Source organism: Amorphus coralli DSM 19760 (assembly GCF_000374525.1).
GTDB classification, from domain to species: domain Bacteria; phylum Pseudomonadota; class Alphaproteobacteria; order Rhizobiales; family Amorphaceae; genus Amorphus; species Amorphus coralli.
This window is the reverse complement of the sequence record NZ_KB894572.1, coordinates 357,213-379,246: the sequence shown is the minus strand read 5'-3', so window position 1 is coordinate 379,246 and position 22,034 is coordinate 357,213. Positions and strand designations below refer to the sequence as shown.

Genomic DNA, 22,034 nt, shown 5'->3' with positions numbered 1-22,034 from the left:
CGCCCGGCCGGAGGGCCGGTGCGCCTCGTTCTTCGGCATGGTTCGCCGGACGCGCGTCGGGGTCACGGCGCGCGTCCGGGTATAAAGTGCGGGCAGCCCGTCAGGACTTGTCGAGCTTGCCGTGCAGCGACAGGGTGAAATCGGCGCCCATGTACTTGAAGTGCGGCTGGATCGCCATGTTCACCCGGTACCAGCCCGGCTCGCCCTCGACGTCCTCGACCACAATGTCCGCCTTCTTCAGCGGCCGCCGCGACCGCACGTCGGCCGACGGGTTCTCCTGGTCGGAGACATACTGGCGCAGCCAGGTCGACAGCTCCTGCTGCAGCTCGTTGCGATCCTTCCAGCTGCCGATATTCTCGCGCTGGAGCACCTTCACGTAGTGGGCGAGGCGCGAGACCACGAACATGTAGGGAAGCTGCGTGCCGAGCTTGTAGTTGAGCTCGGCGTCCTTGCCTTCCGACGTGGTGCCGAAATATTTCGGCTTCTGCACCGAGTTGGCGGAGAAGAAGGCGGCGTTGTCGCTGCCCTTGCGCATGGTGAGCGAGGCGAAGCCCTGCTCGGCCAGCTCGTACTCGCGCCGGTCGGAGACCAGGACCTCGGTCGGGATCTTGGTCTGCAGCTGCCCCATGGATTCGAAGTTGTGCAGCGGCAGATCCTCGACCGCGCCGCCCGACTGCGGACCGATGATGTTCGGGCACCAGCGGTACTTGGCGAAGGAGTCGGTCAGGCGGGTGGCGAAGGCAAACGCCGTGTTGCCCCAGAGATAGTTCTCCGTCTCGCCGTGTGGATCCTCCTCGAAGTCGAAGCTCTTCACCGGCACCGTCTCGCGGCCATACGGCAGACGCAGCAGGAAGCGCGGCAGCGTCAGGCCGAAATAGCGGGAGTCCTCCGATTCCCGGAAGCTCTTCCACTTGGCATATTTCGGACCTTCAAAGATCGACTCCAGATCCTTGAGGTTGGGCAGCTCCTCGAACTTGTCGACGCCGAACATCTGCGGCGAGACCGCGCCGATCACCGGGGCATGCGACATGGCGCCGACGCTGGCCGTGTACTGCATCAGCTTCACGTCCTGCGGCCCGGGGCCGAAGTCGTAATTGGTGATGACAGCGCCGAAGGGCTGGCCGCCGAACTGGCCGTACTCGGCCGTGTAGACGTGCTTGTAGAGGCCCGCCTTCACCGTTTCCGGCGCATCCTCGAAGTCGGTCAGCAGATCCTCTTTCGAGGCGTTCAGCATCTCGATGCGGATGTTCTGCCGGAAGTCGGTCCGGTCGACGACGAACTTGAGGCCGCGCCAGGCCGATTCCAGCTTCTGGAAGTTTTCCTCGTGCATGATGGCGTTGAGCTGCGACGACATCTTGCGGTCGATCTCGGCGATCATCTGGTCGACGGCCGAGTTGTTGACCTTCTCGTCGGCCCGGCTGGGCTTGACCAGCTCGGCGATCAGCGCCGCCACGCCCTGCTTGGCGACGTCGTAGCCGTCGTCCTCGGGCGCCATCCGGGTTTCCTGCAGGATCTGGTCGAGCAGGGACCCCTCGGTCGCTTCTTCGGTGGTCGCTGCCTGCGACTTCTCAAGTTCGGTGTCGGCCATGGCTCAAAGCCCTCGGTTACTTCGGTTCCGCCCAATCGGGCTATGGGTCGTCGCACGCCTGCGGCCCGGGGACCGCGGCGTACCAGGTCGGGGCGCCGGCCCCTGCATCCGGCCGGCGCAGCACCGCTCGATCAGGCCGAGGGCTCGCCCTCGTCGTCGCGCTTGGCTTCCGTCACCGCGGTCAGCTCGGAGAGGAGCTTCTCGCGCTGGTCGGAATCGTCGAGCATGCCCTGGATCATCTTCCGGAACGCCGGCACATTGCCGAGCGGCCCCTTCAGCGCCACCAGCGCCTCGCGCAGTTCCAGGAGCCGGTTCAGCTCCGGCACCTGGCGGGCGACATTTTCCGGCTCGAAGTCCTTGAGCGTCTCGAACTTCAGCGACACCGCCATCTGCTCCGGCTCGGCCCCTTCGGCCGGCTCCTCGAGCTTGTTGTCGACGTTGGCGTCCAGCGAGAGGTCATAGCTGCGCATGACATCGTTGAAGTTGTCCTTGTTGATATCGGACAGCTTGCGATCCTCGATCGGCGTCTCGTCCCCCTTGAGGGTGTAGTCGCCAAGCATCAGGAGCTTCAGCGGAAGCTCGACCTCTTCCCGCGCATTGCCGGTGGCCGGCTTGTAGCGGATGTTCACGCGCTCCTTCGGAGCAACCGACGATTCTTTGGACATGATCTGCTTCCCCTTCCACCCCGGACATCAGGGCCGAGCACCAGCTCGTCTGTTATCCTGCTTCAATTCCAGTCGAATTCATACTCCCACGCCGAATGCGCGGGCCGCATCGACCCGAACCAGGTCGACGCGCGCCTCGCTCTTTCGACGCGCAAGTTCCTCTTCCGCGAAGACCGAAGCCGCCGCCTCGCTCTGAAGCGCCTTCAGCCGCGTCTCCGCCGCCCTCGCGATGAGTTCCGGATCCCAGTCCGCCACGTCGACGGCACCGGCCCGCCCGATCAGATGATCGGAGAGCGCCACCGCCTCGGCGATCCGACCGGCCTCCAGGCACAGCGTCGCCTGGGCGAGTTGCCAGGAAAAGCGTTCGCGGCCCGAGCCGGCGCGCCGGCCTTCGCCGGCCAGCAACGCCATGGCTTCCGCGCCCTTGCCGCCGGCCAGCAGCGCCTTGGCGCGCACCGTCGCCTCCGCCGTCGGATCGCCCTCGCCTCCGCCGGAATTCATGCCGGATAGCCACGTGACGGTGTCGGCGTCAGCGAACGGCGTGCCGTTGGAAAAGCTCATCGAAGCGACCTCGGAAAAGCGCTTCATGAAGATGGCGGTCTGCCCCTCCACCGCGTCCGCGGCAGCCTGATGGTCCTCGCCCAGCTTGCGCAGCGCGCTGGCGCTCCAGCGGCTTGCCGTCAGCCAGAACGGGCTGTCGGACTGCATCTCTTCGGCCTGCTCCACCACCGCGGCGTAGGAGCCGGCGGCGAAGGATTGCTCGAGGAAGGCGATGCTGTCGGTATCGGGCGCCGGCAGCGCCGTGCGGCCATTGTCCACTTCGGGCAGTTCGGCCACGCGGCTCCAGATCGCGGTGCGCACCAGCGTGTAGGAGCGCGGATCGGACACGGAGGCCTGCCGCAGCATGCGCGCCACCGCCCGCATCGCGTCGGAAACCTGCGAGACGGCCCGGTTCACATCGCCAGAGGCGAGATCGACCGCCGGCACCGCGGCCGGTGCGGTCGCCGCCGGTGCCGGCGTAGCGGCGGGCGCGGGCGCCGGGGTGGCGGGCGAGGGCGTTGCGGAAGAAGCCGGGGCAGCACTTGCCGGCGCGTCGTCGCCCGGCGCGGCGGCCCCGTCGGAAGGCTCTCCCTCCCCGTCCGCCGCCGGATCGCTCGCCGAAGCCGCGGCGGCTTCCGCAGCGGCGGCCTGCGTCGCGGCCGCGTCCGCCGCGCGCTGGCGCTCGGCATCGGCGGCTTCCAGCCGTTCGCGGGCGGCACTGGCATGCCCGCGCAGGGCGCGCACCAGCACCGACATGGTGGTTTCCAGCACGAGCTTGTCGTCGAGGATCGCGGCAATGGAATCCGCGGCCTCGAAGGCCGTTGCCACGGCGAGATCGTCGGATGGTTTCGGCGCCTGGCCGTCGATCAGCGGACCGAGCCGCTCGGAAAGCCAGTCGAACACCCCCGCGCGGCCCCGGGTCCGGGCGGGCGGCGGCTGCAGCTCGTCCCAGTAGGTCCTGCACATCTCGTCGATGATCACCAGCCCGGTGGCAAGGCCCGCATAGCCCTCGGTCCGGAACAGCGCATAGGCCAGCCAGCAGGCCGGCAAAAGGTCCTTGCCCTCGTCGCGCAGGATGGACAGCGCACGGTCGCGCACCGCCGGCCAGTGCACGGCCGCCGGGCCTTCGGTCTCCAGCTTGCGGAACTCGTCCTCGAGCGCGGAGAACGCCTCGCCGTCACGCACCGGCGATCCTGCCGGTGCGTCCGAAGAGATCGCCTCGCCACCGATCGCGGCGCGTGGATCCTCAAAACGCTCGCGCCACTCAGACACGATATGCTCCCCACGTCCCGCGCTGCCGAACCGTGCCGGCAGCGGCCCCGTTGTCTCCCAATATCGTTAAATCCGAGAGACGTGACAAATTAGCGATATGTAACCTTGCCGATCCCGCTTTCGGTCGATTTTTCCATTGCGGAACAAGCATCAACGCAGGTCGGCGGGCGACAGGTCCGGCGCCGGCAGCCGCTTGCCCCCGGACGCTGTGGTGGCGCTTGCGGCCGGCTCCGCCGGCGGCAGCTTGTCGATGTCGATGCCGCAGCCCCGCGCGAAATTCCTCGTCGTCTTGGTGGAGTCCTTTGCCGACGCAGTATCGGTCCAGGCCACCCCGTAGCTCTTGGCGTCGATGCCGAGATGGATCGTCACCATTGCGTCGCGCATGTCGCGCAGCGCGGTGTAGATGCTCTCCAGGTCGCTGTCGTTGGTGTAGGCGACGCCCTTCTGGCCGAACTGGCGCGCCGTCACCGTCATCGTGTGCTTGGGGCCGCTGTCGGTGCTGGTCCACAGGGTCATCGGGATCGTGCCCAGCACCGACTCCCAGTTGCCCGGCTGGATATAGGCGAAGGACAGCTTGCCGCCGGGCGCGCACTCGGCCTGCAGGCTGTCGCCCCGGTCCGCCTCGCCCTTCAGCGTGTAGCTGCCGTTGCCGTCGGACGTGAGGGTCCAGTCGGCAGCAGCCGGGCCGGCGCCTACGAGCATGCCGGCGGCGATGGCGATCGCCGGCAGCCTGCGTCCGACGGAGACCCCCCTGGTTCCGGCGCGCATGGTCATTCGTCCTCCAAGCCTCGGCCGGCTCCAGCGCGTGCCCCTCCGCTGAACCGGCTCAAGACCCCTAGCACAGCGTGTTTGCCGTTTCGACGACACTCCGGGCGGTTTGGCTAACGAGCCGTTTTCCACACGCTTCCCTGCATGCACCACGGAGATGCTGAGCCGGCGTCATGGTCCTGTCGCGCAACTCGCCTTAAGTCACGCCCGGGGACGGCTGCGAACTGAACGACTGGGGCCATGCGAGGCGCGCCTTGGAAGGCGTGCGCGCGTCCCAGGCCGCCCGCCTGCGCGGCCGTCCGTTCACCCGCTCGTGGAGAACTGACCCGGTGCCTGGCATCATCAAGCCCATGCGGCTCGGCATTCTGACCAAATCGACGCCGCACGACGGCGGCGCCATCTTCACGGTGACCGCGCTCGGCCTCTTCGACCTGCTGGAGCCCGACTATCTCCTGATGGAGATGGGGCTCTGGCCGATGGCGGCCGAGCAGCTTCCCCCCGGCTCGATCCTCGACCTCGGCGCGCCCAAGCCGAACGGCGAGCTCATCGTCGGCGGCAGCGCCATTCCGCCGGACGGTCACCCCGTGGACCGGATGACGGTCTCCGTCTCCGTGGGACCCGTATCCAAGCGCCTGCTGGTGATTGGCAACCGGACCTGGGTGCGCGGCAATCACGGGCCGGTCTTCTCGGATCCGCTCAAGTTCAACACGATGCCGCTCACCCCCCAGCGCGCCTATGGCGGCGAGGGTGTGGCCGCGAATCCGCTCGGCCGCGGGGCCGGCGCCCGCCACCTGTTCGAGGCGGGGCACAAGGCGTCGCTCCCGAACCTGGAGGATCCGAACAATCCGATCCTGCATATCGAGGACGCGCCGCCGCCGGCGTGGTTCGGCCCCTACCCGCCGGACGCACCCTGGCGCAAGCGCTATCTCGGCACCTATGACCGCGCCTACATGAAGACCCACTTCCCGGGCTATCCGGCCGACTTCGACACCCGCTACTTTCTGACCGCGCCGGCCGACCAGCAGCTCGACGGGTTCTGGGCTGGCGACGAGGAAATCCGGGTCGCCGGCATGTCGTCGAGCCATCCGAAGGTGCGCTCGCGCCTGCCCGGCATCCGCGCCCGCGCCTTCGTCAACAAGACGTCCGAGCCCGCCGGGCTGCGCGAGCTCACGATGAAGCTCGACACGGTCTGGATCTTCGGCTCCGTCAACAAGGGCCTCGTTGCCTTCCGCGGCTCGATCCAGGTCGAGGACATCGAGGGCGACGACATCGCCGACGTGATGATTGCGTACGAGCGGATGAGCGATCCGCCGCGCCCCGCCGAGCACTATTCCGAGGTCTACGCGCTGCGCCGCGATCCGAAGACCAAGGCCCGGCATCTTCTGTCCGACTATCAGCTCTCGCCGGCGATCGACCCGGCGGTGAAGGCGGCGCGGCGCCAGCGCAAGCTGGAGTCCTTCGAGCGCCACATGAAGGCGTTTTCCGACGCCCAGGCCTTCCAGATCCGCAAGCAGCACGAGAGCCAGGGCTTGCCAGCAGCGCTGGTGCCGACCCTGCCGATGCCGAAGATCCCGCCCATCGCGGTGCCGACGAAAGAGGAGATGGAGCGGGGCGAAGCCGACTTCGCGGAGCTCCTCGACGATCTCGCCGAGCAGAAGAAGTTCGCCGATACCGTCATGGTGGAGATGGAAGAGCTCCGGAAGGACATGATCGCCAAGAGCGGCATGGCGAGCCTGGACGCCCTTCCCAGCCTCTACGACATCGCACCCGACACGAAGGCCGACCCGGCCTATGCCGGTGCCCTCGGCCAGATAGACATCCAGGAGCCCGACCGCGCCGGCGTGCTGTCGCAGCTCGACGCGTTGCTCGAGCAGATGCCGACCCTGGCGGAGCGTTCGCCGGAACAACAGGCCGAGGTGCACGCTGCCATGGCGTCCGCCAGGGACGTGGTTACCGGCGCGGTCTTCGACGATCCGGCCATGCACGCCGGCCCGCCGGAGGAACAGTTCGAGCGGGCCAGGGCCCGGGCGCTCGACCTGCCGGAAGCACGGCCCTTCTTCTCCGCCCGCAAGGAGATCCGCGAAGCCGCCGGCCGCATGGAGAGCGCCGGGCTTTCGGAGATGTTGACGGAGGCGCGCGCGATCATCGCCCCCGAGAAGCTCGCCGACCAGTTCGCCCGGATGGAGGCGGAAGGTCTGGACGCCGACCAGGTGGCCAGCGCCCGGGAAACGCTGGCCGCCTCGGAGGCCAGGCTCGCGGAGATGATGCCGATCCTGCGGACCGAAACCCCCGGCGAGGGGTTCGATGCGCTCCTCTCCGCGATTGCCGACCACGCGGGCACACGGGCCCCCACGGATCCCGACGCCATGGTGCGTGAGTTCGAGGCGATGTTCGACCTGATGGAACCGTCGGTGATCGACGGCAACCGCAAGGCGCGCCTGGTCAGCCTCGAACCGACCGAGCCGATGCCGGCGCTCGCCCCCGTGGCGGCCAAGCGGCTCGGCGCGCTCATCCTGAACGAGATCGGCAAGGATCATCTCGCCGGCCGCGATCTCGCGGGTGCCGATCTCGCCGGTGCCGACCTCTCCGGCGCCGACCTTTCCGGTACGATGCTGGAGGGCGCCAACCTTGCCGGCGCCAATCTCAGCGGCGTGAAGGCGCATGACGCGGCGTTCGCCGGTGCCGACCTGACCGGCGCGATCCTGGACCATGCCGAGCTCGTGGACGTCAATCTCGCGTCCGCGCGGCTCGACCGCGCGCGCTTCACCCACGCGCGTATCGAGCGGCCGAACCTGATGCTCGCCAGCCTCGACGGGGCCAGCTTCGAGAAGGCGGTGATGATCCGTTGGGTGGTGGCGAACCAGGGGTTCGAGGGTGTCCGGTTCGACGGCGCCGCGCTCACCGAATGCACCTTCATGCGGTGCAGCTTCGACCGGGCACGCTTCAAGAAGGCCCGCCTGACCAAGACGTCGTTCCTGGAAGGCAGCGCCGTCGGCGTGCGCTTCAAGCACGCCAAGCTGCACAAGGTGGGCTTCATCAAGCTGCCGCTCGACGACGCCGTGTTCGACAAGGCCAGCATCGCCGAGAGCGGCTTCATCGGCGACCCGTCGATGAAGCGGGCGCGGTTCCTCGGCGTCCATGCGGTCAAGTCGAGCTGGATGACGGCCGACCTGACCGGAAGCTGCTTTCTGCGCGCCGACCTGCGCGCCTGCAACTTCATGATGTCCAGCGTCCGGCACGCCGATTTCCGGCTGGCCTCGCTGCGCGATTCGCTGCTGATGCGCGCCGATTTCCGCGAGAGCGATTTTTTCGGCGCGGACCTCATGGGCGCCCAGCTGCGCAAAGCCGATTTCTCCCGCGCCTCGCTGCGCAGGGTCAACGCCTACGCCGCGGACTTCTCGCTGGCCAAGCTCGTCGGCACCGACCTGCACAAAGCGCATCTGGTCCAGACGCAGTTCCGCACTCCGGAAAGCGTCGCATGAGCGGCGCGGCACCCGGCCTGACCATCGTCACGAGAGGCGACCGATGACCGACCCGAGCTACATCGCTTCCGCCAAGGACGACAGCGGCGACACGCAGGGCTATCTGCGGCTCGGCGCCTACGTCGCCACCGAGGATGGCGACATCGAGAAGTCCCTGACGGCCGGCGACGGCATGTATCTGATGACCAGCGCCCGGTTCACCACCGACGTTTCCGGACCGATCTACATCGAGGCCGGCGACGGCATGTCGGTCAAGGGTGACAAGTCGATCACCATCACCGATGCCGGCGAAACCAGCCTGCGGGCGATGACCGTCGGCATCGCGGCAAAGAAATCGCCCGAGACGGATGACCAGAACATCACGCTGGCGTCCGACGGCGCCCTGACGCTCGACGCGGACGCGGGCATCGAGATCACCTGCGAGCGGTTCGTCTTCGTGGTGAATCAGAACCTCAAGATCAGCAGAGAGGCCAAAGGCCAGTCGGCCTATGCCAGCCAGACCATCTTCACGATGGGCGGCAAGACCGGTGTCTACTGGCTCAACAACACCGACATTTCCGGAGCGCTGCGCTGGGAGCCACGAATCTTCGACCACAAGTTTGCACTGATCGACAGCTCGGCGGTGATCGTGAAAGGCACCGGCGAAGTCTACAAGCTGGAGAATTTCGGGCTTCGGGCCTTCCTCGTCGGCCTGTTCCTGCCGTTCAAGGGGGCCGAGGCCAAGGCCGTCGTCGCCGAGAACAACGACGACGTCGTCGCCGTCGACGACGCACCGCTGTCCAGCGAGCAGAATGGCGCGGAAAGCGAGGTCGGTCTCTTCCAGGTCGGCAGTTCCGACATCTTTTCCAATTGACGCCCGGCACCGCCCAAGTTCAGCACACAAGGAGCGCCCGCATGCCGACCCTGCGAAAGTGGACGTCCGACGCCGGCGAGACCACGGCCTATCTGCGCCTCGGCGCCTATGTCGCCACTGAGGAAACCCTCGAGCCGAAGCAGTATTCCGGCGATTTCAGCGACTCCGACGGCCTGATGATGGCCACGACGGGCGACCTCTATCTCGACGCCGATCAGGCCATCAACGTCGAGATCAAGGGCGACCTCGCCGTCAAGATCGGCACCTTCTCGTCAGACACCGACAAGGACCTGAGGATCGACGTCCTGGAAGGATCTGCCACCGAGCACACGAGCTACAATCGATACGGCTCCTACACCTACACGACCTACAGCGGCGAATCCGGCACCTTCAAGGGCGACAGCGTCGCCTTCAACGCCGTCACCGACGCCAGCACCGCCAAGACCGCAGAGTCAGGCGAGTTGATGCTGCACGCCTCCGACAAGATCATCATCAACTCCGGCGGGATGAGCAAGTTCGTGGCCGGCGGCGACGTCAAGGTCACCAACAAGAGCGAATCCACCTACGGCTCCAACAAGCTGCAGTTCAATCTCGGCTTCGTGAACTCCATCGTCTTCGGCATGCAGGCCAAGATCGTCGCCGGGCTCTACATGTCCGCCATGGTCGGCCTGCGCACCCAGATCCGGCCGCTCGACTGGAAGATCTCCGGCAACGATTTCGCCTACTGCTTCGGCAAGAACGAGATGGTGCTGTTCAAGCAGGACAACGAAGGCTTCGGCGCCTTCCTGATCGGCTGCTTTTCCATCGCCGGATCCATCTTCCAGAAGAAGAGCTTCGCCAGGCAGACGCAGAAGACGCTGGGCAACGAATCCAAGGGATCCAAGCTCGGCATGAAGCTCGCCGGCATCAAGTCGAACACCGTCGCCTCCAACACCGGCATCGCCAACAACATGTGACCCGCCCGCCGCCGGGGCCTCCGCCGGGGAGGTCTCGCCGGGCCAGCCAGCCGAAAGACGCGACGCATGACCAAGAAGACGCTCCGCATCAACGTGCCGGCCGAGGCCGGTCATCCCTCCGCCTACCTGCGCCTGGGTTCCTACGTGTCGGGCGAAGACCCGTTTCCGTCCAGCTTCACGGGCGACAAGGCGTCAGCCGACGGTATCCTGATGACCACCGCCGGGACGTGTTCCGTCGTCGCCGGGAGCGACGGCTATGTCGAGGTCGACGAGAGCGTCGCCATCAACGTGACCAGCGGCGCCTTCGCCACCGAGGCCGCCGGCGCGCTGAGCGTCACCGCCAAGAGCCTTTATCTCGAGTCCGGAAGCCTGCTTGAGGAGAACTCGGCGGTGCCCTCCGTGACGGCCGGGCAGGCGAAGCTCTCCACGACCAACCAGTTCCACGCCGAATCCTCGACCGCGAACGTGACGCTTTCCTGCCCGGCGGCGGGGCTGAAGAAGAACATCGCCACCGGCTTCGAGGAGATCTGGGGCAATCAGGAGAAATCCAACGGCAGCTCCAACAGCATCATCCTCGGCTCGCTGGTGGACATCCCGATCGGCGTCTACCCGTCCTTCTCCTCGTGGCGCATGAAGATCCGCGGTCAGGAGACCAAGAACGCCGTCAGCGCCTCGACCATGGCCCTCGCCAAGACCGGTGCTGTCGTCACCAAGCTCGACAACAAGTCGCTCGGGACCACCGCCGCGCTCATCGCCACCGGCGGCATCTTCGGCCACGTCAAGAAGGCAGTGGCCTCGTTCGAGGCCTCGATGGCAGAGCTCGGCAACATTTCCATCGAGATCACCGACGAGGAGATCCACCAGGATCTGTTCGGCGTCGGCAATTGGGCCAACGTCGCCGACATCCGCTCCTTCTAGGCCTTGGCCGGGCCGGCCCGTCACAGGGCCCTTCAAGCCCACGCCGCTGCCGTGTAGAAGAAGACAGGCCCGGGCGCAGGTCGACTGCAGGTCCGGCCGCGCGTCCTGGTCGCGCATGTGGGGGATAGTATGATCCGGGTCCTGTCGACCCTTTCTGCGGTGTGTCTCGCGGCACTTGTCGTCTCCGGATGCGGCGGCAAGAGCGCGGACAGCTTCAAGCCGGTCTCCATCGAGGTCGACCGGCCGATCATCTATCCCGAGAGCAAGGGGTCCAAGACCGCCATCGCGCTGATGCGGATCCGCAACAAGGGCGGCACCGCCGACCGCCTGCTGCGGGCCAGCGCCAAGAAGTCCGGCCCGGTGCAGCTGAAGCGCACCATCATGGTCGAGGGCAACCCGATCGAGCGCACCGTGCAGAGCATCGACGTGCCGGCCGGCGGCAACATCGAGCTCAAGACCACCGGCTACTATCTCCAGTTCAACCGCGTCGGGGTGGAACTGAAGGACAAAGGCACCTTCCCCGTCGAGTTGGAGTTCATGATCGCCGGCAAGGTGCCGCTGACCGTCTCCACCCAGGCCACCGGCCCGGCCCTGCCCAAGCCTGCACCGAGGGACGCCGACGGCAACCTGGAGGCCACCGGCGGCCCGATCTCCATCCAGGGGCTGGAGAGCGGCGCCTACGGCACCAAGGACGCCGGCCCGCCACCGAAAAAGGGCTCCGGATCGACCGGCGGCTCGTCCTCCCAGGGGTCAGGCTCGGCCGCTTCGTCCGCCCCGGGCGGGTCGGGCGGATCGGGATCCTCGTCCGGCTCGTCGTCCAACCTGTCCAATTCTTCATCCTCATCCAGTTGAAATCAGCGCATGGCGATGACGAAATGGCGTAGACCGCCGCCACGATGGCCGACACCGGATGCTTCGGCCTCCGGCGGGCAGGGGCTGGCGCCTGCATGGTCCCGCGGTCGCCCCGGCGCGAGCGGGTCGCCGTGCGCGTCTCTTGGAGGGAGCTGAGCGGATGCCCGGGATCATCAAGCCGATGCGGCTCGGCATCCTGACGAAAGCGACGCCCTACGAGGGCGGCGCGATCTTCACGGTGACCGCGCTCGGCCTGTTCGATCTCCTGGAGCCCGACTATCTCCTCGTGGAGACCGGCCTCTGGTCCACCGCGGCCGATCAGCTGCCGCCCGGCTCGGTGCTCGATCTCGGCGCGCCCAAGCCCAACGGCGAGCTGATCGTCGCCGGCAGCGCCATCCCGCCCGGCGGCAACCCGGTGGACAAGCTTCTGGTCGAGGCTTCCGTCGGGCCGCTGTCGAAGCGCGTCGCCGCCATCGGCAACCGGGTCTGGGAGCGCGGCGAGCACGGGCCGGTCTTCTCCGACCCGGAGCCCTTCACCCACATGCCGCTGATCCCGCAGCTCGCCTTCGGCGGCGAAGGCGTCACCGCCAACCCGGTGGGCCGGGGCTATGGCGCCCGCGGCCTCTACGATGCGGGCTACAAGGCGCCGCTGCCCAACCTGGAGGATCCACGCCACCCGATCCTCGAGATCGGCGACACGCCCGCGCCCGCCTGGTTCGGTCCCTACCCGCCCGATGCGCCCTGGCGGCGCCAGTATATGGGCACCTACGACCGCGCCTACATGAAGACCCACTTCCCCGGCTATCCGGCGGACTTCGACACCCGCTACTTCCTCACCGCTCCCGCCGACCAGCAGCTCGACGGCTTCTGGAACGGCGACGAGGAGATCCGGGTCGCCGGCATGTCGTCGAGCCATCCGACGATCGACTCGCGCCTGCCCGGCATTCGGGCCCGCGCCTTCGTGCAGCGCACCTCCGAGCCCGCCGGCTTCCACGAGCTGCACATGAAGCTCGACACCGTCTGGCTGTTCGGCTCGGTGAACAAGGGGCTGGTCGCCTTCCGGGGCTCCACCATGGTGGAGGACATCGAGGGCGACGACATCGCCTACGTCATGATCGCCTACGAGCGCATGGACGATCCGCCACGCGACATTTCGCACTATCAGGAGGTCTACCGGCTCCGGCGCGACCCGGACGAGAAGATCAAGTATCTGCTCGCCGACTACCAGCTTTCGCCGGAGATCGATCCGGCCATCCGGGAGGCGCGGCGCGCCCGCAAGCTCGATGCCTTCGACGCGCACGTGGCCCGCTTCAAGGCGGCTCAGGACTTCAGCCTGCGCAAGCAGTTCGAGGCCAACGACATGCCGGAGGCGCTGCTGCCGACCGTCGAGATGCCGAAGATCCCGCCGGTCGCGGTCCCCACCAAGGAGGAGATCGAGCGCGGCGAGGCCGATTTCGCTGAGCTCCTCGACGGCCTCGCCGAGCAGAAGAAATTCGCCGACACCGCCCTGGTCGAGCTGGAAGCCCTGCGCCAGAAGCAGGTCGCGGAGAGCGGCATCAAGCCGCCCGAGGGCCTGCCGACGCTCGCGGATCTGGCCCCCGACATCAAGGCCGATCCGGCCTATGCCGGCATCGTCGAGGACATGGAGATCCCCACCGTCGATGCCGCCGCCATCGGCGCCCGGCTCGACGAGTTCGTCGCCGGAATGCCGACGCTGGCCGAGCGATCGGCCGAGGCCCGCGACAAGGTGGCCGACACCATGGCCCAGGCCAAGGGTCTGCTGGCCGGCGGCTCGCTCGACGCCGCGGCCATGCCCGGCGCCTCCGACGAGGAACAGTTCGTCCGCGCCCGCGCCGTCGCCCTCGACCTGCCGGAGGCGAAGCCCTTCCACGATGCCCGCCAGCAGATCGCCGAAGCCGCGCGCACGATGGATGCGGCCGGCATCCACGAACTGATGCAGCAGACCAGCGACCTCGTCGAACCGGAGAGGCTGGGCGTCGCCCTGGCGCGCATGGAGCAGGCCGGCGTGGAGCCGGAGGCTGCCGCGGCGGGCCGCGAGGCGTTCGCCCGGGCGGAATCCTCCATTGGCAAGGTCCTCCCCTCCGTCGCTGCGGAGGAAGCGGGCGCCGGATTTGAATCGCTGCTGGCGTCCATCACGGACCATGCGCGCAAGAACGGCCCCTCCGATCCGGACGAGATCCTTCGGCGGATCCAGGCCTTCTTCGACGTGATGGAGCCGATGGTCATCGACGGCCGCCGCAAGACCCGCCGGGTCCTGCCGAAGCCCATCGACCCCATGCCGAGGCTCGGGCCGGTTGCCGCCAAACGGCTCGGCGCGCTGATTCTTAACGAGATCGGCGTCGCCAACCTCGCCGGCCGCGACCTTGCCGGCGCGGACCTGGCCGGGGCCGATCTCGCCAACGCCGACCTCACCGGCACGCTTCTGGAGAACGCCAACCTCGATGGTGCCAACCTGACCGGCGTGACCGCCCAGGGCACCGTCTTCACCGGTGCCAGCCTGAGGGGCACCTGTCTCGCCGAGGCGGACATCAAGGACGCGAACTTCAACGCGGCAGTCCTCGACGGCGCCGACTTCACCGGCGCCCGCATCGAGAAGCCGGGCCTGGTGGGCACCTCCATGGCCGGCATCGTGCTCGCCCGGGCGGAGATGGTGCGCTGGTCACCCGCCAACATGGACCTCTCCCGGGTCTCCCTCGACGGCGCGTCGATTGCCTCGACCACCTTCATCCGATGCACCTTCGATCACGCCAGCTTCCGCCAGGCGCGCCTCTTCAAGTGCGTGTTCATCGAAGGCTCCGCCGAGGCCGCGCGCTTCGACGGATCGTCCTTCGAGAAGGCCGGCTTCATCAAGGTCGCGCTGGACCGCGTCCGCTTCGACGAAGCCTCGCTGGTTTCCTCCGGCTTCATCGGCAATCCATCCATGCGGCAGGCCAGCTTTGCCGGCGTGAAGTGCCTCAAGTCGAGCTGGATGGGCGCCGATCTTCAGGAAAGCTGCTTCCTCAAGGCCACCCTGAAGGACTGCAACCTGATGATGGCCGACGCTCGACGCTGCGACTTCCGGCTCGCCACGCTGGCCAACACGCTGATGCTGCGCGCCGACTTCCGCGAAAGCGACTTTTTCGGCGCCGCCCTCGTCGGTGCCCAGTTGCGCAAGGCCGACCTCTCCTTCGCCAGCCTGCGCCGCGCCAACGCCTATTCCGCCGACTTTTCGCTCGCCAAGCTCATCGGGACGGATCTCCATGACGCCCACCTCGTCCAGACCGCCTTTCGCGCGCCAGAAACTGTCACTTGAGGAGATGCGCGAATATCTCGCGCATGGCCTCCAGATCGTCACCAAGGACCTGAGCGGCACCGACTTCGCCGGCCAGGATCTGAGCGACGCCCGCTTCGTCGACTGCGACCTCACGGAGGCCGATTTTCGCGAGGCGAAGCTCGACAGCGCCTCCTTCACCATGTGCGACCTGCCCAGGGCCCGCTTCGAGGGCACGACGCTGTCGCGTTTCTCGCTGGTCAGTTGCGACGCCAGCGAGAGCTTCTTCGCCGGCGCTTCGCTGACCGACTGCCAGACGGCAGCGACGACGTTGATGCGGGCGGATTTCTCGGAAACCACGATGCTGCGCTGCGCCTTCGCGCGCTCGCCGCTCACCGGCGCCAGCTTCGAGGCGGCGCAGCTCGAAACCGTGGCGATGCTCCAGTCCGATCTCACCGAGGTGATCTTCAAGACCGCGTCGCTCACCATGGTGTTCCTGACGGAAGCGGACCTGCGCACCGCCGATCTCAGCCATGCCAAGCTCCAGCAGATGCTGATCATCGACGGCGACCTGCGCGGCCACTCCTTCGCCGGCCAGACGCTGGAGAACTGCACCATCATGCAGGCCAACCTGGACGGCGTCGATTTCCGGGGCGCCAACCTCGACTACTCGATCTTCATGGACTCCAGCCTGAGGCAAGCGAAGCTTTCCAGCATCCGGGGGTCCAAGACGATCTTCAACAACGCCGACCTCCGCGAAGCGGACTTCACCGGCAGCCGGCTGGACCTGGCGAACTTCTCGGGCGCCAAGATGCACCACGCCAGCTTCATCGACTGCCAGATGCCGATCGCGCAGTTCGAGGGGGCCGACATGCGGGCCGCCGCTTTCGACGGCGCCGACTTGTCCAATGCCAACCTGGCCAACGCCCGGGTGGAGGGCGCCTCGCTGCGCCGGGTTAAATTTCAGCAAACTTCGTTGCACATGGTCGACCTCGACAGCACATTCGTCACGGGCTCGACGGGAACGACCAAGGGCACCGACCCGCACCGGGCGGTTGCCGAGCGTTACAATCCGCACAAGGTTCGGCTTGCCGAGTAGTCGGCGAACGGATCCACAGGGGGCTAGCCATGATCTTCACCTGCGCGACCAGCCCGACGGGCATGAACATCAACGCGTCCGTCGATCTTCTCGGCATCATCGTCACGCCGACCGTCAACACCGGTTCGGACGCCACCGACGTACCGACCCAGGTCACCAACTTCGTCTGCTGCATGCCGGCCAAGAACGAGCTGGGCACGACCACCGTCAGCGTGGGCGACGTCGGCCCCGGGGTCACCAACGGCCAGATGCTCATGATGAACCGGCACGCGACCTTCAAGGCCACCTACTTCCTCGATTTCATGCCGGCCAACTCGATGCTCAACGTCAGCCTGCCCAACGGCACGCCGCCGAGCGGCATCGGCGCCGAGCTGTCCCCCAGCCAGGTCAAGCAGATGCTTCTGATGCCCCTGTGAGGCATCGAACCGAGTAGGCGTGGCGCCGGTTGCGCCGCAGCACGGGAGCGGATCATGAGCGACGACACGGACCAAACGGTCTCAGCCTTCAGGGTCACCGTCCCGGAAACCGACGGCACGATGCTCGCCGCGCTGCGTCTGGGCACCTACCTGGCGGAAGAGGACGACTGGATCGACACGTCGATCAGCCTCAGCGACGGCTTCTACCTGATGACCGACGCCAAGACGACGACCAACGTCGACGGCGACAGCTTCCTCTATTCCGGCAAGGCAACCTCGATCACCGGCGATAAGTCGATTTCGATCCTGGATGCCGGCGAGACCAGCTTTCGCGCCCACACGGTCTCCTTCGGCGCCAATACCTCGCCGTCGACGGTCAACGCCTCCGTCAATCTCGAGGCGACCAATATGGTCACCCTCCAGTCCGAGACCGACGTCACCATCAACTGCGAAAATCTCGTCTACGTTGTCGAGGAGAGCTTCAACAACAAGACCGCGTCGAACAGCTACAGCATCTCCCAGGGAGAGGTCGGCGTTGCGGTCGGCGCCAGCGTTTCCGCCACCTTGATGGCGTCCTTCGACATTGAATCCGTCGGCTTCGTCGGGTCGGTCTTCTCGCAGTCGCTGGCGATCTTCTCCATCTCGTCCAGCGCCGCGGAGCTGAGCGGGCAGTCGTTCAAGATGGCCAATCACGGGCTCAAGGCGTTTCTGTGCGGCATCTTCCTGCCGCTGACGGCGGCCGACGCGCGGGCCGTCGGGGTCGACAATCAGGGCTCGCAGGTTTCCGCCCGCGATTCCGGCATCGATTCCAGCGAGAGCGGCGCCCAGAGCGACATCAACTCGGTTTCGGTGAGCGCGAACAGCCTGTCGAGCACCATCTGAGCGGCCGGCAGGCAGGCCTTCGAAGGACAAGACGATCATGAGCACCTGGAGCGTCACCACAAACGACACGAGCGGCAACGTCCTGGCCCACCTGCGGCTGGGCAGCTACCAGGGTTCGGAGTCCGCCCTGAAGCCCAAGCAGTATCCGTCGGGAGAGGATTTCGCGTCGTCGGACGGCATCTTCCTGACCACAACGGGCAATCTCTACCTCAACGCCGATGGCGACATCGACGTGGAGTTCAAGGACAACGCCGACATCGTTATCGGTGATTTTTCCTCGCAGTCGGACGTCGACCTGAAGATCGATGCGACAGGATCCACCGGCTACATCCGGGCGAGAGGCAAGAACGTCGTCCTGAACGCGGTCGATGACGAGACCCTGGCGCAGGCACCCGAGAGCGAGCAGCTGATGCTGTACGCCACGAACGGCATCACCAGCACTTCGACCGGCGATGCCCGCTTCCAGGCCGATGGCGACGTCTACGTGAAGAACGACACGGAGAGCAATACGAGCACCCAGAGCAAGACGCTCACCATGGGGACAACAGAGTCCGTGTGCCAGCTGTGCTCCAACGACCTGACCGCGGGGTTCTCCGTCCTCATCAAGGCCAGCTTCTCGACCACGCTGACCTTCTACAGCTCCTCCACCGTGGGGTTCGGAACCGGCTATGCCGTCATGAAGAACGCGATCGCCATGGCCTCGCAGGAGAACAAGGGCATGAAGGCCTACCTGAAGAACATCAGCGGCTTGTTCGGGGTGGTCTGCCAGGAAGAGACCTTCACCGAGGTCAAGCAGGAAGCGCTGGCGAATGGCGCGTCCGTCTGCGGTAGCAAGCTCCGCATTCTCGAGACCAAGTCCAAGGCCGTGCGTTCCAGCATTGGCGTCAGCTCAACTATGTGAGCCAGGCCCCCCCTCGGCCTCAAAGCGACAGGAGATCACGATGGGAAACAGCTATCGTGTCATCGTTCCGGGAGACGACGCCAAGGCGTCCGCTCTGCGCCTCGGCTACTACATGTCGGGCGACGAGGGGTTTCCGCCCAACTACACCGACGCGGGCGATGTCACCGAAACCACCGGCATCCTGATGACCACCAAGGGCCAGTATGCCCTGGTGTCCGGAAAACCGACCTTCGCGCAGTTCGGCAAGGATGTCGGCTGGCAGGTGGCCGGCTCCTCCGATGGCTGGGACCTGACCGCCGCCGACGATCTCACCATCACCGCCAAGAGTCTCTACCTGCAGTCCGACCGGTCGGTAACGGCAACGGAAGCCGCCCCCGGCCAGGCGGTCGGCGCGATCGTCATCGAGACCGACGCGGACTTCAAGATGCGCTCGCACGACAACAACGTGCAGATCCTCTGCGAGAAGGGCGGCTACAAGGCGACGATGACCAGTGGCTGGCAGGAGATCTGGGGCAACCAGGTCTCGCTGTCGAACGTGTCCACCTCGATTAAGCTGCTGGAGGCGGTGTCGATCAAAGCCGGCGCGACCCTCGGCGTGACCATGTACTATTGCGCGGTGCGGGTCGCCGACAGCTCGCTGGCGTTCAACTCTTCCTCTGCCGTCATGTTCAGCGCGGGCGCGACGGGAACGGAGCTGACCATGGACGACATCAAGGCGGGCGTGTCGGCGATCGGCACCAAGATCAGCCTCGCCGCCAGCGCCGTGAAGGCGGCCGCGGTCAATGCCGTGACGATCGACTTTGGCGACCTGTCGATCGACATCAGCCAGGAAGATATCGATTCCGATCTGTTCGGAGCGAGCAGTTACATCAACGCCGCCCCGCAGATCGTCACCGAGTAGCCAACCCGCCTGCACCCCGGAGAATGACGACGATGGACAAGATGGACGCCAGGCAGGGCACGACGCTGATCGCCGAGGTCAGCGAGGCGACGGCCGTCGACCGGGCCGCCGCCTCCCAGGCCGAGCTCGCCCATGGCGCGGTGGAGGAGGTGCACGCCTCCCGCTTCCGCCTCGACACCGATCGCGGGCCGATCCTGGCGCGCCGGGCCGTCAGCTGTCTGGTGGAACCACAGGCGGGCGACCGGGTGCTCTACCTCGTGGAGGAGGACGGAAAGGGCACCATCCTGCACATCCTCTCGCGCGCCGAGGGCCAGCCGTCGGACGTGGCCGTCTCCAACCCGGACGGGGCGCTGCGCCTGCGCGGCGAGGCCGTGAGCATCGAGACGCCCGGCGCCGTCACGGTGTCGGCCTCCAGCGTCGCGGTTGCCTCCGAGAAGGCGGACCTCATGGCCAACACCCTCACGATGAGCGGCGAGACGCTCCGTCAGGTCTACGGCCGCATCCAGACAAATGCCCGCTCCGCCGAGACCATGGCCGAGCGGATCGTCACCAAGACCCTCGACCGCGTCGACATCGTCGACAACACCGACAACCGCCATGTCGGCACCCTGTCGGTGAAGGTCTCCGGCGTTCTCACCCAGTCCTCCTACACCACGGTTCTCGTCGCCGAGGAGGACCTGCGCATGGACGGCAAGCGCGTCACCGTCGGCTAGGCGCCGGCCGACCGGTCCCACCCCCCTCCTCCCGCATCGGAAACGAACCCCATGGTGCCCACCGTCAAGGAGCGGCTCGCCGCCGCCAACCGTCATATCGAGGCGAACCTCCCGGAGGCGGCAGAGGAGGTGTTCCGCGACGTTCTCCAGGTGGAGCCGCAGAACAGCGCCGCCATGGCCGGGCTCGGTGCCGTCCTCTTGCAGCGCGGGCTGATGGACGAAGCCTTCGAGGCGCTCGGCCGCGCCACCAGCCTCGACCCGAAGAACGCCGAGCCCTACCGCAACCTCGCCGTGGCCTACCGGCTCCGCAACGAGAACGAGAACGCGCTGGTCTGCCTGGAGGCGGCGCTGTCCATCGAGCCGGACCGGATCGAGACGCTCGTCACCACCGGCGAGACGCTGGTCGCCGTCGGCCGCCGTGACGAGAGCATCGCCATGGTGGAGAAGGCCCACCGGCTCGATCCGCAGTCCGTGCCCGCCCTGATCGCGCTCGGCGGGCTGCACACGCTCGGCAACGACTTCGCCAAGGCCATTGCCTGCTACCAGCGCGCCCTTGCGATCGCTCCCGAGACGGCTGAGGCCCATGCCAACCTCGCCGTCCTCTACGCCACCACCGGTCGCCCGAAGGAAGCCCTCGACCACGCCGAGCGCGCCGTCCTCGCCGAGCCGCTCAATCCGATATTCGTGGCGACGCTGGCCGGTGCGCTGGAGGAGATCGGCGAGATCGACCGGGCGGTCGCCATGGTCCGCCGCATGCTGGTGCTGCACCCCCAGGTCATCCCGCTTCACTGCCGCCTCGCCTCGCTGCAGCTCTCCGGCGGCGCCATCGACGAGGCCCTGGCCGGCATTGCCCGCCTGCTGCGCGAGCAGCGCAGCGAGCCGGCGCTTCTGGAAACCATGACCCAGCTTCTCTACCGGGCCGGCCGGCCGCAGCAGGCGCTGGCCGCGGCGCGCGAACTCATGAACGTGATCCCCGACGCCGCCATCGCCCGGCGCGTCGAGCACCACTCACTGTTTCTGCTCGGGCGCCACGACGAGGTGTGGCCCGCCCGCGCCGCTGCGGCCACGGATGGCGGCGAGCCCGCCCGCCTCGAAGGCGCCCGCATCCTTGCCCGCCTCGACGAGGCCGTGCCGGTGCTGGATGCCCTGCCGCTGTTGCGCGCCGTGCCGATCCTCCGGGCGCGTGGCGCCGACGTCCGCCTGCTGGCGCCGGCCTTCCTGGCGCCGCTCGGGTCATGCCTTCCCGACGCCGGCGCGACTGCCCCGAACGAGGCCAGCGCCGAGGAGAACCAGGCCTGGCTGGAGGCATCGGAGAAGATTTCGCTGACCTCCCTGCCCGACCGGTTCGCGCTCGGCGACGATGTCCTGATGAGCGGCGAGCCCTTCCTGGTGGCACCGGCCGACAAGGCCGCCATGTGGCGCGAGGCGCTGGCGGCGATGCCGCGGCCCCTGGTCGGCTTCACCTGGGCGCCGCACAAGCCAGGCCCCCGCATCGAGGACATCCGGCGGCTTCTCGCCACTACCGGCGGCACCGCCGTCTCGCTGGTTTGGGATCAGAACCGGCCGCAGCTCTCGCTCATGCCGGAGGCCATCGACGCCGGCCTGCACATCAAGGGGCTCGACGACCTCGTGGCCGCCACGTCCGCCCTGGATGCCGTGGTGGGCATCGACGGGCTGCCGCTGCACGTTGCCGGCGGGCTTGGCCTGCCCGGTGTCGCGGTGGTGCCCCAGGCGCAGCTCTGGTACTGGCGCCTCGGCGACGACGGACACGGCCTCTGGTACCCGTCCATCCGGGTTGTCGAGCGGGCGCCCGGCACGCCCTGGGAAAGCGCCGAACCGCTCGTGGCCGACGCCTTGGCGGCCGCGCTGGAGGGCGCCGATGCCCGGGACGTGGAGTCCGCCCCCGCCGAGCCCCTCGACGCCGTGTAGGCGTCCGGCCCGGGCCGACCCTGCCGGC

17 protein-coding genes are annotated in these 22,034 nt (G+C 67.3%); 13 read left to right on the top strand and 4 right to left on the bottom strand.

The features are described from left to right. Nucleotides 1-100 precede the first annotated feature (100 nt). The 4 genes from tssC to C507_RS0109660 all read right to left on the bottom strand — a co-directional run bounded on the left by tssC (nucleotide 101) and on the right by C507_RS0109660 (nucleotide 4,839). Nucleotides 101-1,588 carry a type VI secretion system contractile sheath large subunit gene (tssC, locus tag C507_RS0109675; RefSeq protein WP_018699490.1) on the bottom strand — a complete coding sequence of 496 codons (1,488 nt, stop codon included), beginning with the start codon at nucleotides 1,586-1,588 and terminating at the stop codon, nucleotides 101-103. 131 nt (nucleotides 1,589-1,719) lie between these two features. Beyond that, a complete protein-coding gene (gene tssB, locus C507_RS0109670) occupies nucleotides 1,720-2,253 on the bottom strand; it encodes a type VI secretion system contractile sheath small subunit (RefSeq protein ID WP_018699489.1) in 534 nt (177 codons plus the stop codon). Nucleotides 2,254-2,331: 78 nt separating this feature from the next. Further along, entirely contained in the window at nucleotides 2,332-4,065 is a 1,734-nt protein-coding gene (locus C507_RS0109665; RefSeq protein ID WP_083923439.1) for a TssA family type VI secretion system protein, read from the bottom strand. Nucleotides 4,066-4,215: 150 nt separating this feature from the next. Beyond that, nucleotides 4,216-4,839 carry a hypothetical protein gene (locus C507_RS0109660; RefSeq protein ID WP_018699487.1) on the bottom strand — a complete coding sequence of 208 codons (624 nt, stop codon included), beginning with the start codon at nucleotides 4,837-4,839 and terminating at the stop codon, nucleotides 4,216-4,218. A 323-nt stretch (nucleotides 4,840-5,162) separates the two neighbouring features. Here C507_RS0109660 and C507_RS22355 point away from each other — a divergent pair, with 323 nt between their 5' ends. From C507_RS22355 to C507_RS0109595, 13 genes are all read left to right on the top strand, one after another. Continuing rightward, nucleotides 5,163-8,315, top strand: a complete 3,153-nt coding sequence (locus C507_RS22355) for a DUF2169 family type VI secretion system accessory protein (protein ID WP_018699486.1) — start codon at nucleotides 5,163-5,165, stop codon at nucleotides 8,313-8,315. 43 nt (nucleotides 8,316-8,358) lie between these two features. Beyond that, nucleotides 8,359-9,168 carry a hypothetical protein gene (locus tag C507_RS0109650; protein ID WP_018699485.1) on the top strand — a complete coding sequence of 270 codons (810 nt, stop codon included), beginning with the start codon at nucleotides 8,359-8,361 and terminating at the stop codon, nucleotides 9,166-9,168. A gap of 41 nt (nucleotides 9,169-9,209) precedes the next feature. Then, nucleotides 9,210-10,124 (top strand): hypothetical protein, encoded by a 915-nt coding sequence (locus C507_RS0109645; RefSeq protein ID WP_018699484.1) that lies wholly within the window; start codon nucleotides 9,210-9,212, stop codon nucleotides 10,122-10,124. Between the two features lie 66 nt (nucleotides 10,125-10,190). Then, nucleotides 10,191-11,042, top strand: coding sequence for a hypothetical protein (locus tag C507_RS0109640; protein ID WP_018699483.1), 852 nt, complete (start codon nucleotides 10,191-10,193; stop codon nucleotides 11,040-11,042). 129 nt (nucleotides 11,043-11,171) lie between these two features. Continuing rightward, nucleotides 11,172-11,894: a copper chaperone PCu(A)C gene (locus tag C507_RS0109635; RefSeq protein ID WP_018699482.1), complete on the top strand. Its 723-nt coding sequence runs from the start codon at nucleotides 11,172-11,174 to the stop codon at nucleotides 11,892-11,894. A 160-nt stretch (nucleotides 11,895-12,054) separates the two neighbouring features. Beyond that, entirely contained in the window at nucleotides 12,055-15,207 is a 3,153-nt protein-coding gene (locus C507_RS0109630) for a DUF2169 family type VI secretion system accessory protein (protein ID WP_018699481.1), read from the top strand. After that, entirely contained in the window at nucleotides 15,155-16,264 is a 1,110-nt protein-coding gene (locus tag C507_RS0109625) for a pentapeptide repeat-containing protein (RefSeq protein ID WP_083923437.1), read from the top strand. The genes C507_RS0109630 and C507_RS0109625 overlap by 53 nt, the downstream gene beginning before the upstream one ends. Nucleotides 16,265-16,293: 29 nt before the next feature. Beyond that, a complete protein-coding gene (locus C507_RS0109620; protein WP_018699479.1) occupies nucleotides 16,294-16,680 on the top strand; it encodes a hypothetical protein in 387 nt (128 codons plus the stop codon). A 54-nt stretch (nucleotides 16,681-16,734) separates the two neighbouring features. Next, complete coding sequence (locus C507_RS0109615) at nucleotides 16,735-17,562, top strand: hypothetical protein (protein ID WP_018699478.1); 828 nt, start codon at nucleotides 16,735-16,737, stop codon at nucleotides 17,560-17,562. A gap of 37 nt (nucleotides 17,563-17,599) precedes the next feature. Continuing rightward, nucleotides 17,600-18,463, top strand: a complete 864-nt coding sequence (locus C507_RS0109610) for a hypothetical protein (RefSeq protein WP_018699477.1) — start codon at nucleotides 17,600-17,602, stop codon at nucleotides 18,461-18,463. A gap of 40 nt (nucleotides 18,464-18,503) precedes the next feature. Beyond that, the gene (locus C507_RS0109605; protein ID WP_018699476.1) at nucleotides 18,504-19,364 is read left to right on the top strand and encodes a hypothetical protein; all 861 of its coding nucleotides are present in this window, start codon (nucleotides 18,504-18,506) and stop codon (nucleotides 19,362-19,364) included. Nucleotides 19,365-19,396: 32 nt separating this feature from the next. Further along, nucleotides 19,397-20,077, top strand: a complete 681-nt coding sequence (locus C507_RS22350; protein WP_018699475.1) for a DUF3540 domain-containing protein — start codon at nucleotides 19,397-19,399, stop codon at nucleotides 20,075-20,077. A 51-nt stretch (nucleotides 20,078-20,128) separates the two neighbouring features. After that, the gene (locus C507_RS0109595; RefSeq protein ID WP_018699474.1) at nucleotides 20,129-22,006 is read left to right on the top strand and encodes a tetratricopeptide repeat protein; all 1,878 of its coding nucleotides are present in this window, start codon (nucleotides 20,129-20,131) and stop codon (nucleotides 22,004-22,006) included. Nucleotides 22,007-22,034 lie beyond the last annotated feature (28 nt).

What these genes read in the sequence shown, in the direction of transcription:
- C507_RS0109630 (WP_018699481.1), top strand. Translation starts at nt 12,055, where the DNA reads ATGCCCGGGATCATCAAGCCGATGCGGCTCGGCATCCTGACGAAAGCG.
- tssC (WP_018699490.1), bottom strand. Translation starts at nt 1,588, where the DNA reads ATGGCCGACACCGAACTTGAGAAGTCGCAGGCAGCGACCACCGAAGAA.
- C507_RS0109610 (WP_018699477.1), top strand. Translation starts at nt 17,600, where the DNA reads ATGAGCACCTGGAGCGTCACCACAAACGACACGAGCGGCAACGTCCTG.
- C507_RS0109620 (WP_018699479.1), top strand. Translation starts at nt 16,294, where the DNA reads ATGATCTTCACCTGCGCGACCAGCCCGACGGGCATGAACATCAACGCG.
- C507_RS0109615 (WP_018699478.1), top strand. Translation starts at nt 16,735, where the DNA reads ATGAGCGACGACACGGACCAAACGGTCTCAGCCTTCAGGGTCACCGTC.
- C507_RS0109635 (WP_018699482.1), top strand. Translation starts at nt 11,172, where the DNA reads ATGATCCGGGTCCTGTCGACCCTTTCTGCGGTGTGTCTCGCGGCACTT.
- C507_RS0109660 (WP_018699487.1), bottom strand. Translation starts at nt 4,839, where the DNA reads ATGACCATGCGCGCCGGAACCAGGGGGGTCTCCGTCGGACGCAGGCTG.
- C507_RS0109605 (WP_018699476.1), top strand. Translation starts at nt 18,504, where the DNA reads ATGGGAAACAGCTATCGTGTCATCGTTCCGGGAGACGACGCCAAGGCG.
- C507_RS22350 (WP_018699475.1), top strand. Translation starts at nt 19,397, where the DNA reads ATGGACAAGATGGACGCCAGGCAGGGCACGACGCTGATCGCCGAGGTC.
- C507_RS0109640 (WP_018699483.1), top strand. Translation starts at nt 10,191, where the DNA reads ATGACCAAGAAGACGCTCCGCATCAACGTGCCGGCCGAGGCCGGTCAT.
- C507_RS0109595 (WP_018699474.1), top strand. Translation starts at nt 20,129, where the DNA reads ATGGTGCCCACCGTCAAGGAGCGGCTCGCCGCCGCCAACCGTCATATC.
- tssB (WP_018699489.1), bottom strand. Translation starts at nt 2,253, where the DNA reads ATGTCCAAAGAATCGTCGGTTGCTCCGAAGGAGCGCGTGAACATCCGC.
- C507_RS0109625 (WP_083923437.1), top strand. Translation starts at nt 15,155, where the DNA reads ATGACGCCCACCTCGTCCAGACCGCCTTTCGCGCGCCAGAAACTGTCA.
- C507_RS0109650 (WP_018699485.1), top strand. Translation starts at nt 8,359, where the DNA reads ATGACCGACCCGAGCTACATCGCTTCCGCCAAGGACGACAGCGGCGAC.
- C507_RS0109645 (WP_018699484.1), top strand. Translation starts at nt 9,210, where the DNA reads ATGCCGACCCTGCGAAAGTGGACGTCCGACGCCGGCGAGACCACGGCC.